The sequence below is a fragment of the Stenotrophomonas sp. 22DLJC03 genome, assembly GCF_056861405.1.
This window is the reverse complement of record NZ_JBSPUG010000002.1, coordinates 628,685-642,402: the sequence shown is the minus strand read 5'-3', so window position 1 is coordinate 642,402 and position 13,718 is coordinate 628,685. Positions and strand designations below refer to the sequence as shown.

Genomic DNA, 13,718 nt, shown 5'->3' with positions numbered 1-13,718 from the left:
GTCAACCGTGTGGGGAAGGTAGACGCGAGGCCCGCGCACGCCGGGCTTCGTTGTCATCGAGGGTGCGCAGCGTGGTGTGCACGAACTCGAGGTGGGCATGCGCGGCGGCGCGCGCGCGTTCGGGATCACCTGCCAGCACCGCATCCATCATCTCGCGGTGCTGGTCGGACAGCGGCGAGAAGGTCCTCGCCGAGGTGTAGAGCTTTTCGCGGCTCTGCGAGATGTTGGTCTGCAGCAGCTCGAACAGGCCGCGCATCACCTGCAGCAGTACCAGGTTGTGCGAGGCCTCGGCGATGGACAGGTGGAAGGCCGCGTCAGCCTCCGCTTCACCGGTGGGGTCGTCCTTGCCGTGCGCGTCCATCATGGTCTGGAAGGCCTGCGCGATACGCGTGCGGTCCTCGTCGGTGGCACGCAGCGCTGCATGCCAGGCGGTGGCACCTTCCAGCGCGTGGCGGATCTCCAGCACGTCGAAACGGTATTCCGGGTCGCCCTGGAACAGCGGCAGGTACGGCGCCAGCGGTTCATCCAGCGCCTGCCGTGCGCGTGCCGCGGGTTCGGCCACGTAGGTGCCGCCACCAACCCGTGCGGTCAGCAGGCCCTGGCTGGCCAGCTGCGCGATGGCCTCGCGCAACGCCGTGCGCGAGACCCCCAGCTGCACCGCCAGGGTACGCTCGGCCGGAAGCCGGTCACCCGGTTGCAGCCGTTGTTCCTGCACCAGGCCGCGCAGCTGCGCGGCCACCTTGTCCGAAATACGTTGCGTGCTCATGGCGCCATTGTGGCCCGAAGCGCGTAACAGAGGGTCAGACCACGCGGCATGGCTCAGGGAATCATCCAGGTCAGCCAGTAGGCCTGGGCCAGGGTGATCAGGCCAACCATCGTAGTGAAGATCAGGCTGTGCTTGACCGTGAAACGGAACAGGTCCGATTCCTTGCCGGCCAGGCCGACCGCCGCGCAGGCAATGGCGATCGACTGCGGCGAGATCATCTTGCCGGTGACACCGCCGGTGGTATTGGCGGCCACCAGCAGCACGTCGGATACGCCGATCTGCTGCGCGGTGGTGGCCTGCAGTGCAGAGAACAGCGCATTGGACGAGGTATCCGAACCGGTCAGGAACACGCCCAGCCAACCCAGGAACGGCGAGAAGAACGGGAATGCGTCGCCGGTGTGCGCCAATGCCAGCGCCAGCGTTGCCGACAGGCCCGAATAGTTGGCGATGAAGGCAAAGGCCAGCACCATGCCGATCGAGTAGATCGGCATGCGCAGCTCACGCACGGTTTCGCCGAAGGTCTGCAGCGCCGAACGGGCTGGCATGCGCAGCGCGATGATCGCGATCACCGCGGCCAGGATGATCGAGGTACCGGTGGCCGAGAACCAATCAAACTTGTAGATCGCCTCGTAGCTGAGCGGTGCATCCACGATCGGCGGCATCTTCTGCACCATCTGGTCCAGGCCCGGCACCGGGATCTTCAGCACCCAGCTTTCCAGCGGGCCGCCCGCCGCGAACAGCGACTTGAACGGTTTGATGCTCCACAGCGTGACCATCGCGGTGAGGATCAGGAACGGCGACCATGCCTTGGCGATCTGGCCGACGCTGTGCCGCGGCGCCTCCATTGCCTGTGCGGCCTCGGCGCTGGTTTCGGTATCGAAGCGGAAGATCCGTACCGGCTTCCAGCGGCGCAGGAACAGGGTCAGGCAGACCAGCGACGCCAGCGAGGCGGTGATGTCCGGCAGCTCCGGGCCGATGAAGTTGGAGGTCAGGTACTGGGCGATGGCGAACGAACCGCCGGCCACCAGCACCGCCGGCCAGGTTTCCTTGATGCCGCGCCAGCCGTCCATGATCGCCATGATCCAGAACAGCACTATGATGGTCAGGAACGGCAGCTGGCGGCCGGCCATCTGGCCGATCTCGAATGCATCCAGGCCGGTGACCTGCCCGGCCACGATGATCGGGATGCCCATTGCACCGAACGCCACCGGCGCGGTGTTGACGATCAGGCAAAGGCCGGCGGCATACAGTGGCTTGAAGCCCAGCCCGACCAGCAGCGCGGCGGTGATTGCCACCGGCGCACCAAACCCGGCTGCACCTTCCAGGAAGGCGCCGAAGGCAAAGCCGACCATCAGCATCTGCAATCGCTGGTCCTCGGTGACCGACAGGATCGAGGCACGGATGATGTCGAACTGGCCGGTCTTGACCGAAACCTTGTACAGGAACACCGCGCCGATGATGATCCAGGCGATCGGCCACAGGCCGTAGACGAAGCCGAAGCCGGCCGCGCCCAGCGCCTGCGCCACCGGCATACGATAGAACAGCAGCGCCACGGCAAGCGCGATGGCCACCGTGATGGTGCCGGCGATCCAGCCCTTCATGCGCAGCACCGCCAGGGCGATGAAGAAGAACGCGATCGGCAGCAGCGCGATCAGGCTGGACAACCACAGGTTGCCGGCGGGGTCGTACAGGTGTTGCCAGGGCTGCATGAAGGCTCTCGACTGGGGCGGGATGTGCTCCACCGCAGGCGGTGGGTCGCCGTGGCCGATACTTATTGGTCGTACCAATAAGTCATATCAGCGAACCACGTGGAGCGGATTTAACCGCCACTCCGGCGAAGTGCCTATTAGACCATAGGGCTAGATGCCATATTGGTCTTACCATTCGCACAACATCAGGGTCAGAGCCCCTTCGGGGATCCGACCCTGCCAGGCACCCGGGATCGGATCCCCGAAGGGGCTCTGGTCCATCCCCAGACCACCTCGCCAGTCAGATCTTCTTCTCCAGCCGCCGCATCACCGCCAGCACCAGCACGCACAGCACGCTCACTCCAATGGCAATCACATACTTGCCGATACCCACCGCAATCCCGATGGCCGCGGCCATGATCAGCGAGCTGGCAGTGGTCAGGCCGCTGACCTGGTCCTCGCGTGAGCCGCGCAGGATGGTGCCGGCGGCGACGAAGCCCACACAGGCAACCACTGCTTCAATCAGGCGCACCGGGTCGACCTGCAGCAGGTCACGGTAGCGCTCCTGCTGGAAGTGCTCGGCCACCGAATCACCGAGGCCGACGATCAGTGCGGCCGCACCGGCAATCAACATGTGGGTGCGCAGGCCGGCGGCGTGCTTGCCCATTTCGCGCTCGACGCCGAGTACCCCGCCGAACAGCATCGCTGCGGCCACGCGCAGCAGGATCGAGACATCCTGGGTGAGTTCCATGGGCAAGCTCCGGGAGTTTTCCGGAGCGTTGCGCAGCAGCCGTGGCACAGCGGTGAAGGCCACACCACAGCCCGTTCACCCGGTATCGCCGGGCCATGCCCGGCGTCACCGTCGCCTGCGATCACCGCATCATTGCGCCAGATAGCCACCATCGATGGCGTAGTACGCGCCGGTCGCGAACGAGGCATCGTCGCTGGCCAGCCAGGCAACCAGCGCCGCCACTTCCTCGGCCGTGCCCAGCCGTTTCAACGCATGGCGCCCTTCCAGCGTCGCGCGCACCTTGGCATCCATCTTGTCCAGCAGCGGCGTGCTGATGAAACCCGGGCCGACCGCGTTGACACGGATGCCGTCGGCGGCATGTTCCCAGGCAGCGGTCTGGGTCAGCCCCACCACGCCGTGCTTGGCCGCCACGTACGCAGTGGAACCGGCATAGCCCACCTGGCCCAGGATCGAGGCCATGTTGATGATGCTGCCACCGGAACCTGCCGCACGCATGGCCTGGATCTGCGCACGCTGGCACAGGAATACGCTGGTCAGGTTGACGTCGATCACGCGCTGCCATCCCTCCACCGGATAGTCACCACTGCTGGCAGCCGGCCCACTGATGCCCGCATTGTTGACCGCGATGTGCACACCGCCCAGTTCCTTCACCGTGCGCTGCACCGCCGCTTCGACGGCCGCATCATCGGTCACGTCCAGCGCGATGCCGATCGCCTGCACGCCGCTGCCCTGCAATTGCGCCACCGTGGCATCAACTGCCTCCTGCTTCAGGTCCCATACCGAAATACGCGCACCGGATGCGGCAAGGGTCTGCGCGACCGCCAGACCGATGCCGGATACACCGCCGGTCACGATCGCGGTCTTGCCGGTGAGCTGGTAATCAATCATCTGTGCTCTCCATCTGTGGGGGATCAGTGCGGCCTGTCGCCGTTAACCCCTCACGCTACGCCTCCGCCTGTGATGGCCCAGCAGACAGCGTGTCCGCAGGCGATCGTTCCATCGATAAAACCTCAACCCAAGTTGATGTATGGAATTACGTACGGATATGCAGGCAAAACGCCGCCGTATGTTCTACGAAGCATTCAACTTGGCCGTATTGATCAATGGTTTTGACCATCTCGAAATCAAATGTGGGTGAATCGCGGCGACAATGGGAAACGCTTCCAGTTTCTTTGACACATTCATTCCAATCTGGCGTTTCCCCAGCCCTTCCAGATACCGCCTCCGACGCGTCGCAGCGTGTCCACGCAGGTATCGATCGGAAATGCATCTGCATTGCAGAGCGCATGGGTCAGGTGCTGCCAGTGTCCACCTCCAATGCAAGTGCCGAGCAATGTCCCGATACTTCACCTTTGCCGATTACCGCCGCTTCGGCCACCGCCACGGCTTCGACTACCGCGCCGATCCGGAACACCTGCGCGATGACCAGTGGGCCGGCCACGGCGAGGTCAACGAACAGTTCCTGCGCGGTGGCATGAGCCTGATCGCCTCCGACGTCCATAATCGTTTCCCGTATGTGGCAACCGCCCAGCAGAGTCCCGGCCTGGCCATCCGCGTGATGTTGCAGGGCCAGGTCGATGTACGTGTTCCGCGCCGCCCCGGATTTACCCTGCGCGCCGGCACCGCCATGACTGCCCACCACCGCGAGCAGGTCGAAATGACCGGTGCACATCCGGGTGAGACACGAATGCGCGGGGTCAGCGTCATGGTGCCGGCCAAGATCGATCCGGACCTGTTCCAGCTGCCGCAGCTGGAGACTGCGCTCAGCACTCACCTGGAGTGCCGTCATTGGGCGATTCCGCACACCCTGTTGCCGGTGCTGGGACAGTTGTTCGACAGCCCCTGGCAGGACGGCATCGACGCGTTGTGGCGCGAAGGCGTGGCCCTGCAGCTGCTGGCCGTTGGCCTGCAAGCCGAAGATCTGCAGTCCGACCAGGTGCGCGCATTGCGCGCGGGCCAGCGCGAGCGACTGGAACGCGTACGCGCCTACCTGCATGACGATCCGAGCCACACCCACAGCCTTGTCGAACTGGCCCAGCTGGCCTGCATGAGCCCGAGCTCGCTGCGCCGCCACTTTGCCCAGCAATATGGCTGCTCGGTGTTCGACTACCTGCACGAGCAGCGCATGCGCCACGCCGAACAAGGCCTGCGCGAGGACGGTTGGACCGTCGAGCAGGCTGCGGCCGCCAGTGGTTACCGCCACCCCAGCAACTTCGCTGCCGCGTTCCGCAAGCGTTTCGGACTGGTACCCAGCCGCTGGCGCACCGGTCCGTCGAAGGTAGGCTGAAGGCCCGTGCCCTGGCAGGTGTCGACCTTGGTCGACACGCTTTCACACCACCGCGGATGCCGGCCAGCGGCCGGCCCTACCGCAGCCGCCAGGCATCGCGCACCCGGCGTACCTCATCAACCTCAATACACCGGCAGATCGATGTAGCTCGCCTGCGCCGCGCTGTGCCAGACCCGCTGCGTGGCCTTCTGGTAATCGCCCGGCTTGGCCAGGTAGATGTTCGGCACGTAGGTCTGCGGATTGCGGTCATACAGCGGGAACAGGCTGGACTGCACCTGCACCATCACCCGGTGCCCCTTCTGGAAGGTGTGGTTGGCATTGGGCAGGTCGAAGCGATACGGCAGCACTTCGTTGGCGGCCAGCGGCTTCGGATCGCTGAAGCTCTCGCGGTAGCGGCCGCGGAAGATCGCCAGCGACACCGGCAGCTCGTAACCGCCCATCTCCGGCGTCGACGCTTCCTGGTCCGGATACACGTCGATCAGCTTCACCACCCAGTCGCTGTCGGTGCCACTGGTCGACGCCTGCAGATGCACCACCGGTGCGCCGCCGATGCGCAGCGGCGCGGTCAGCGGTTCGGTGATGAAGGTCAGCACGTCCGGGCGACCATCGACGAAACGCTGATCCTTGACCAGCCAGGTGGTCCACATGTCGCGGTCACCGAAACGCACCGGGCGCGGCACGAACGGCACCGGCTTGGCCGGGTCGGACACGTATTCCTCGAAGTCACCCTCGCCCGCCGCCGGCGCCTGGAACGCCAGCTTGCCGCCGGCACGCAGGTACAGCGGTTTGCTGCCGGCGGCACAGCCCTTGTCGCAGCTGCGCGGCCAACCCTTGAGGCGATCCCAATGGTTCTCGCCGGTGTTGTAGATCAGCACCGGCGGAGTGTCCGCCTTCGGCGCACCGTCCACCAGGTACTGGTCGAAGAACGGCTTGAGCACGTCACGGCGGAACTGCAACGCGGTATCGCCATCGAACTTCAACGCACCCAGCTCGCTGCCGCTGTAGTTCACCTGACTGTGCCGCCACGGGCCCATCACCAGGTAGTTGCGGTTGTTGCCGCTGTCGCGCCCTTCCATCGCCTGGTAGGCGTGGTTGGCACCCCACATGTCTTCCTGGTCCCACAGGCCCTGCAGCCACATGGTCGGCACCTTCAACTGTGTCTTCGCCATCACCGCGTCCAGCGCCTGGCCCTGCCAGAAGCCATCGTAGGCCGGGTGCTCGACCAGCTTCTTCCACCAGGTCAGCTGGTCCACGCCGGTGAAACGCGCGTAGTCCCCGGCCGAACCGATGCGCAGGAAGGTGCTGTAGTCGTCGTAGCCGAGACTGGGCAACGGCGTGCCCTTGCCGCGCTTCTCGGTCTGCATCGCGAAGTAGTTGAAGTTGACCTGGCGGAACGCGCCGTAGTTGAGCCAGTCATCGCCCATCCAGCCATCGACCATCGGGCTCTGCGGCGCAACCACCTTCAGCGCCGGGTGCGGGTCGGTCAGCGCCATCACCACGGTGAAGCCCTCGTACGACGAGCCGAGCATGCCGACCTTGCCATTGCTCTCCGGCACGTTCTTCACCAGCCAGTCGATGGTGTCCCAGGCATCGGTGGAGTGGTCCACCTTGGTGTTGTTCAACGGCCCGCGCAGCGGCCGGGTCATCACGTAATCGCCTTCGGAGCCGTACTTGCCACGGATGTCCTGGAACACGCGGATATAGCCGCCGTCGACGAACACCTCGTCGCCCTGCGGCAGCAGGTCGCGCATGCGCGGCGAATCACTGCGGCTGGCGCGACCGGCAGCGTCGTAGGGCGTGCGGGTGAGCAGGATTGGCGCATTGCGCGCACCCTTGGGCACCACGATCACCGTATACAGCTTGGTGCCATCACGCATCGGCACCATCACCACGCGCTTGTCGTAGTCACGACCGACATCGGGGGCAACGAAGGGCTTGCCGCTGATGTCCGGGGTCATCGGCGGGGTTTCGGTGGCCAGCACGGTGCTGGACAGGCAAAGGGCAATGGCTACAGCGACGGCACGCACACGCATGGACAACCCCTCCCGGCAGGAAAGCATCAAGCCTACTCCTGCCTGGAGCCGTGAAGTGTGGGCGGGCTTTGCATTCTGCGGTGGATGCAGGCAGGACTGATGGCACATGTGCCCCTCACTGCCGCTGCGCTCGCCGGGCATGGCCCGGCGCTACCCACCGCGCGGGTCATAGAGCAGCGCCGGGCCATGCCCGCCGGATCCATCAACCCGCTTGAACCTCCTGCAGCGCCAGCCAGCGCCAGCGCCCTGCTTCCTGGCGCAGCACCGCCAGCGATTCCCGCCATACGGGTTTGCTGCCATCGATCGAATGCCCTTCGCGATAGCGCAGCACCGCCAGCGGTGAAGGCGCTTCCACCGGCTGCACGGCGTCGATGGAAATCTGCAGCCCTGGACGCGCGCCATGGCCGCCCGCGAACAGCGCCTGCACGGCATTCCGGTCCAGCCTGCGACCCGCGATGCCGACCATGCTGAAGTCCGCGCAGAAATGCGCCATCAGATCCTCCAGCGCGTCGCTGCCGACGTCGGCACGGAACCAGGTCTGCAGCTTGTCGTGCAGGAGGTGGACTTCTTGTTCTGCGGTGGTAGCCATCAGGTGTTCTCCGGTTGTGAAAGAGTGAGCAACTGCGGTCGGCGCAGCAGCGCCATCGGCAACAGTGTCAGTACCGCGGCCAGACCCAGCGCCACGCCGGTGGCGTGGGCCGGCAGCCATTGCATGGCCAGTGCCAGCAGCAGCGCAATGGCAGCAGTACCGAGGCAGAAGCTGAGCTGGCGATTGAGATTCCAGAGGGCACTTGCGTCACCCAGCGCCTCACCCTCCACACCATGGAAGGCCAGCGTCTGCGCCGTACTGCTGCACAGGCTGCCGCCGGCGCCCATCAGCGCGAACAGCAGCCCGGCCAAGGCGACGTGCGGCTGCGGCAGCAGCGCCATCAACAGCAGGCCGCTGGCCTGCAGGACCATGCCCGCACGCAACACCCTGGCTGCGCCGAAACGGGCCAGCAGGCGCTTGCTGGCTGTGATCGCAATGGCCGAGGCCAGCGCCCACGGCAGCATCAACCCACCGATGCGTGCCGCGCTGTAACCCGCCTGGTGCAACTGCAGGGTGCTGACCAGCTGGCTGCCGATGAACACACCGGGTACGGCCAGATAGACCAGCATCGCCAGCCGCAGCCCGCGATGGGACAGCAGCGACCAGCGCAGCAGTGGCTGCGCCTGCCTGCGTGCGTGGCGCAGGTGGGCCGCCGCCAGCAGCAATGCGATCAGCAGCAGTACGGCACCCGCGGCCCGATGGCCGGGTTCGCCCAGCCAGGTCAGCGCCAGCAGCAGCGCGCCCAGCGCCAGCATCGCGGTAGACAGCGCATAGGCCTGCAGGCGAGGTGCGCTACGCGCGTCATCGGCGGGCATCCACGCCAGCACCAGCCCGATTGCCGCCACCGCCAGCGGCAGGCTGGCCCACAGCACACCGCGCCAGGACAACCACTGCACCAGCAGCCCACCGAGCGCGGGCGCCAGTGCCGGCACCAGCAGCGCCACCAGCAGGATGCGGCGGGTCAGCGCGCCACGTTGGTCGGGCGTGCAGTGCCGGTACGCTGCCGCCTGTGCCACCGGAATCAGCAGGCCACCGGCCAGGCCCTGCAGCAGCCTCCACCCGAGCAGCCAGCCGATATCCGGCGCAGCCCCGGCCAATACGGCGGAGGCGGCGAACAGCAGCAACGCCGCCAGCAGCAAGCGGCGTTCACCACAGCGCGCGGCCAGCCAGGGCGCCAGCGGAATCACCACGCTCAGGCCCAGCATGTAGGCGGTGCCCACCCAGGCAAGCGTGCCGATGTCAACGTGCAGCTCCGCCGCCAGCGCCGGATAGGCCACCGTGGCGATGAACATGTTGACCAGATCCAGGGCGAACACCAGCAGGAAGATCGCCTCATGGCGCAGGCGGGGGGACGGCATCGGTGGCGCTCCAGCAGGGAAGCGGCCAGCATGCCGCCAGTGCTTTGTTGTAAAAACACGACGGCAGCTGCAACACTGTCAAACCTGTTTTGACAATGGATCACCATGGTCAGCCTCGATCGCTTCGATATCTTCCGTGCCGTGGTCGAGGCCGGCAGCCTGACCGCCGCCGCCGACCGCCTGGGCCTGAGCCGCGCAGTGGTCAGCTTCAACCTGAAGCGGCTGGAACAGGAGCTGGGCGTGACCCTGTTGCTGCGCAGTACGCGCCACCTGGCCCTGACCGAGGCCGGCGAACAGTTCCTCCAACACTGCGTGCAGGCGCTGGATGCCGCGCAGGCGGCGATCGATGCCGCGCGCCGCGACCAGCACCAGCTGCAGGGCGTGCTGCGCCTGACCACTACGCCGGAGTACGCCCAGCTACGCTTGATTCCTGCGTTGGAGGCGTTCCGTGCGCGGCATCCGGCCCTGCAGCTGCACCTGTCGACCTCACCGGCACCGGCCGACCTGATTCCCGAACGCTTCGACCTGGCGATCCGCCTCGGCCGCCTGCCGGACTCAGGGCTGCATGCCAGCGAACTGGAACGCCATCCACTATCCGCGGTGGCGGCTCCGTCCCTGCTGGCCCGCCTGTCCTCTGTCGATGCTGCCGACGACCCCGTGCAGCTGGGCACCCTGCCCCGGCTCGGCTATCCGCGCCTGGCCGACGTGCCGGTGGTCGCGCCCGACGGCAGCGACGCACTGTTTGCCACCAACCCGGGTAATGCGGTGGTGCGCGTGGATGGCGCCAGCAGCCTGCGCGCCTTCGCCGTGGCCGGTGCCGGCGTCACCGTGCTGCCACGCTGGTTGATCGAGGACGATCTGGCCCAGGACCGGCTGCGTCCGGTGCTGCGTCAGCATCGATTCCCGCTGCAGAGCGTGTACGCGGTCTACCCACACAGCACGCAACCCTCGCCGAAGGTGCGGCAGCTGATCGACTTCCTGCGCGGGTGGTTCACCGGCACGCCCGGGTGATGACGGCGCCCGTCGGGCATGGCCCGGCGAGCGCAGCGGCAGTCCGCAAACAGACACGGCCCCTTGCGGGGCCGTCTCATCAACCATCAGGACTGCGCCAGATCAGCGCAGCACCTGCTCCACCAGTTGTACATCCACGCTCTGCAGCGGGGCGGCGGCATTGCGCGACAGCTGCACCTGGTAGGTGCCGCCATCGATCTTCCACTGCCGCGCCTGCGCATCGTAGTGGGCCAGGGTCTTCGGCTCGGCTTCGATGCGGATGCGGCGCTGTTCGCCCGGCTGCAGGATCACCTTGTCGTAGCCGATCAGGCGGATCGGCGTGGTGCTGCCGGCCGGCAGCTTCAGGTACAGCTGGGCCACGTCGGCACCGGCGCGCTTGCCGGTGTTGCGGATGTCGACGCTGGCGACCAGGCGCGAGCCTTCCACGCTCACCTTCAGGTTTTCATAGGCGAACGAGGTGTAGGACAGGCCGTGGCCGAACGCGAAGGTCGGGGTCAGGCCCTTGGCCGCCATCCACTTGTAGCCGACGTTGGCACCTTCGATATCGAAATCGAACACATCACCGAACGGCTTGGCCGGCTTGAAGCCGAGGCCGTCGATGTGCGGGCGCGGCAACTGCGATTCATCCGTCACCCAGGTCACCGGCAGGCGGCCGGACGGATTGACCTGGCCGGTCAGCAGTGCGGCAATGCCTTCGCCACCGCGGATACCCGGGTACCAGGCCTGCAGCATCGCCGGCACCTGCGCCAGCCACGGCGTGCGCACCGGGCCGTTGGTTTCCAGCACCAGCACGGTCTTCGGGTTTGCCTTGGCCACCGCCGAGATCAGTGCATCCTGGTTGTCCGGCAGCTGCATGTCCGGCAGGTCCACCGATTCGGCGGCCCACTGGGTGGCGAACACGATGGCCACGTCGGCCTGCGCAGCAGCCTTGGCCGCAGCGGCGGCATTGGTGCCGTCCACATACTCGATGGTCGCGTCCGGACGCGCCGCACGCAGCGATTCCAGCGGCGAGGACGGGTGGAAGATCACCGGGCCCGGCCAGGTGGTCGGCAGCACGCCCGGCACCGCGTTGGTGCCCTTGGCGGTCACGCCCACCATCGACGAACCACCGCCACCGATCACGCCCTTGTCGGCGTGGCCGCCGATGATGACGATGCGCTTCACGCTGTCGGCCAGCGGCAGCAGGTTGCCTTCATTGCGCAGCAGCACGCTGCCTTCTTCCACCGTGCGCTGGGCGACGGCGAAGCCAGCCTCGGCGTCCACCTTCTGGTGCTGCGGCGGGTTGTCGAAGTTGCCGTGCAGGAACATCGTGCGCAGGATGCGCGCCACCATGTCGTTCAGGCGCTCCATCGGCACCACGCCACCGTGCACGGCCAGGCGCAGCGGTTCGTCGAAGAACACGGCCGCGTCGAACACTTCACCGGCCGACTGCTGGTCCAGGCCGGCCAGCGCCGCCTTCGAACCGCTGTGTACGCCGCCCCAGTCGGACATCACGAAACCGGGGAACTTCCATTCCTGCTTCAGCACCTGGTTCATCAGGTAGCCGTTCTCGCAGCCGTAGGTGCCGTTGATCTTGTTGTACGAGCACATCGCCACGCCCGGTCGCCCGGCTTCCAGCGCGATCTCGAAGGCCAGCAGGTCCGACTCGTGCATGGCCTGTTCGCCGATGCGTACGTCGTGGAAGTTGCGGCGGGTCTCCATGTCGTTCAGCGCGAAATGCTTCATCGACGAGATCACGTGCTGGCTCTGCACGCCCTGGATCAGCGCGCCGACCATCGAGCCGGCCAGCAGCGGATCTTCACCGGCATATTCGAAGTTGCGGCCGTTGCGCGGGTCGCGCTGCAGGTTGACGCTGCCGGACAGCAGGATGTTGAAGCGCTGCTGCCACGCTTCGCGGCCCATGGTTGCACCACCGGCAAAGGCAACCGCACGGTTCCAGGTGGAGGCGGTGGACGGGCCCGACGGCATTGCCGTGGCGAAATCACCCGGGCGGATGCCACCCGGATTGGTCACGCCGACGCCAGCATCGGCCGACTGCTGCGACGGAATGCCCAGGCGCGCTACTTCCGGCACGAAGCCGGCCGAACCCACCGCACCTTCCGGCAGCTTGCCGCCATCCTTGCCCAGCCCGAAGTAGCTGTGCAGCATCTGGAACTTCTCGTCTTCGGTCATCACCTTCAGCAGCAGCGCAGCGCGCGCGTCGGCGGTGAGCGCAGTGTCCATCCATGGCCGTTCACCCCCCTTGTCTGCGGCATAGGCCAGGGTCAGCAACGTGGCACGCAGGGCGCTGCCTTCCACCTTGAACGGCGCGCTGCTGGCGCCTTGGAAACCATCGCTGAAGTAGCTGGCATCGGCCTCCAACGCGACACGCGCCGGATCGAAGCCTGCGGCCTTGGCCGATTCACCGGCCACCGCGCCGAGCAGCACCGCCGGTGCGCCCAGCCGCGAACGCGTGACCAGTGCCGGAAGCTGTGCGGCGCCTGCACCAGCATCGGTGTAGACGGCTACGGTGTGGCGGCCATCGTCCAGGCGCAGGTAGTTCAGGCCCGGCTGGTCGGGACCGGATTCGGCCGCGATCGGCAGCCGGGTCAGTACCGCCTGCCCGTGCTGGGTCTGGCCGTCATCCTTGCCGGTGGAAATGAAGCGGTACTCATAGCCCAGCCCATCGGCCAGCAGCTGCAGCGGATCGACCTGGCCGATGCCACGCTGCACCTGGCGCACGCTCACCGCGTCCACCTGCAGGGTCTTCAGCTGGGCGGCCAGGGCCGGCATCGCCTCGGCGGTCGGGGCCTGTTCCAGGGTCAACACAGTGAACGCGGCTGGGTCGGCCCAGGCCGGGGCGGCCAGTGCGGCAGACAGGGCCAGGGACAGTGCAAGCGGCTTTGTAAACGTTTTCATCGGCAGGCGTAATTCCGTTGCCAAGGCAATCGGTCCAGGGAAAGTGCCGCCGAAGGGTGCAGCGTTCATGCCGCGCAGGGGTTGCCAGGCAACGTCCCGCAGGCCGAAGGACGGGCCGGTCTGCGCCTGGGACCCTCCTCCCGGCGTGACAACCTGCCTGTCCGGGCCGCGCAGGGCGACCCAATCATGTGAAGATTGTGCGAGGGCGTTCACACCTGTCAACAGGACCTAAGTCACAGGGCGACCGCGACGGTCGGTTATCAGGCCATCACCGGCAGTCATCAGCGCGCCGCGCGGGGCTGCCGATAATGGGTTGTCACCGGCCCTGAACCCCGCC

The 13,718-nt window shown here is 66.6% G+C and carries 10 protein-coding genes; 2 read left to right on the top strand and 8 right to left on the bottom strand.

Annotated elements, in window-relative coordinates; genetic code table 11:
* Position 1: 1 nt before the first annotated feature.
* The 4 genes from lldR to AC13GA_RS08855 all read right to left on the bottom strand — a co-directional run bounded on the left by lldR (position 2) and on the right by AC13GA_RS08855 (position 4,093).
* On the bottom strand, positions 2-766 hold the full coding sequence (lldR, locus tag AC13GA_RS08870; protein ID WP_012480578.1) for a transcriptional regulator LldR: 765 nt from the start codon (positions 764-766) through the stop codon (positions 2-4).
* A 53-nt stretch (positions 767-819) separates the two neighbouring features.
* Entirely contained in the window at positions 820-2,475 is a 1,656-nt protein-coding gene (gene lldP / locus AC13GA_RS08865) for an L-lactate permease (protein WP_482997905.1), read from the bottom strand.
* 280 nt (positions 2,476-2,755) lie between these two features.
* On the bottom strand, positions 2,756-3,205 hold the full coding sequence (locus AC13GA_RS08860) for an MgtC/SapB family protein (RefSeq protein WP_032129616.1): 450 nt from the start codon (positions 3,203-3,205) through the stop codon (positions 2,756-2,758).
* A gap of 129 nt (positions 3,206-3,334) precedes the next feature.
* Positions 3,335-4,093, bottom strand: coding sequence for an SDR family NAD(P)-dependent oxidoreductase (locus AC13GA_RS08855; protein ID WP_046986517.1), 759 nt, complete (start codon positions 4,091-4,093; stop codon positions 3,335-3,337).
* Positions 4,094-4,538: 445 nt separating this feature from the next.
* On the opposite strand from AC13GA_RS08855, the gene AC13GA_RS08850 reads away from it, so the two are divergent.
* Entirely contained in the window at positions 4,539-5,492 is a 954-nt protein-coding gene (locus AC13GA_RS08850; protein ID WP_482997904.1) for a helix-turn-helix transcriptional regulator, read from the top strand.
* A 122-nt stretch (positions 5,493-5,614) separates the two neighbouring features.
* On the opposite strand, the gene AC13GA_RS08845 is transcribed toward AC13GA_RS08850, so the two are convergent.
* From AC13GA_RS08845 to AC13GA_RS08835, 3 genes are all read right to left on the bottom strand, one after another.
* Complete coding sequence (locus tag AC13GA_RS08845) at positions 5,615-7,525, bottom strand: CocE/NonD family hydrolase (RefSeq protein WP_482997903.1); 1,911 nt, start codon at positions 7,523-7,525, stop codon at positions 5,615-5,617.
* Between the two features lie 202 nt (positions 7,526-7,727).
* Positions 7,728-8,114: a DUF4440 domain-containing protein gene (locus AC13GA_RS08840; RefSeq protein WP_482997902.1), complete on the bottom strand. Its 387-nt coding sequence runs from the start codon at positions 8,112-8,114 to the stop codon at positions 7,728-7,730.
* Positions 8,114-9,472 carry an MFS transporter gene (locus AC13GA_RS08835; protein ID WP_482997901.1) on the bottom strand — a complete coding sequence of 453 codons (1,359 nt, stop codon included), beginning with the start codon at positions 9,470-9,472 and terminating at the stop codon, positions 8,114-8,116. The genes AC13GA_RS08840 and AC13GA_RS08835 overlap by 1 nt, the downstream gene beginning before the upstream one ends.
* Before the next feature lie 105 nt (positions 9,473-9,577).
* Here AC13GA_RS08835 and AC13GA_RS08830 point away from each other — a divergent pair, with 105 nt between their 5' ends.
* Complete coding sequence (locus AC13GA_RS08830) at positions 9,578-10,483, top strand: LysR family transcriptional regulator (RefSeq protein ID WP_136638112.1); 906 nt, start codon at positions 9,578-9,580, stop codon at positions 10,481-10,483.
* Between the two features lie 102 nt (positions 10,484-10,585).
* On the opposite strand, the gene AC13GA_RS08825 is transcribed toward AC13GA_RS08830, so the two are convergent.
* Positions 10,586-13,381 carry a beta-glucosidase family protein gene (locus AC13GA_RS08825; protein ID WP_482997900.1) on the bottom strand — a complete coding sequence of 932 codons (2,796 nt, stop codon included), beginning with the start codon at positions 13,379-13,381 and terminating at the stop codon, positions 10,586-10,588.
* Positions 13,382-13,718: the final 337 nt, after the last annotated feature.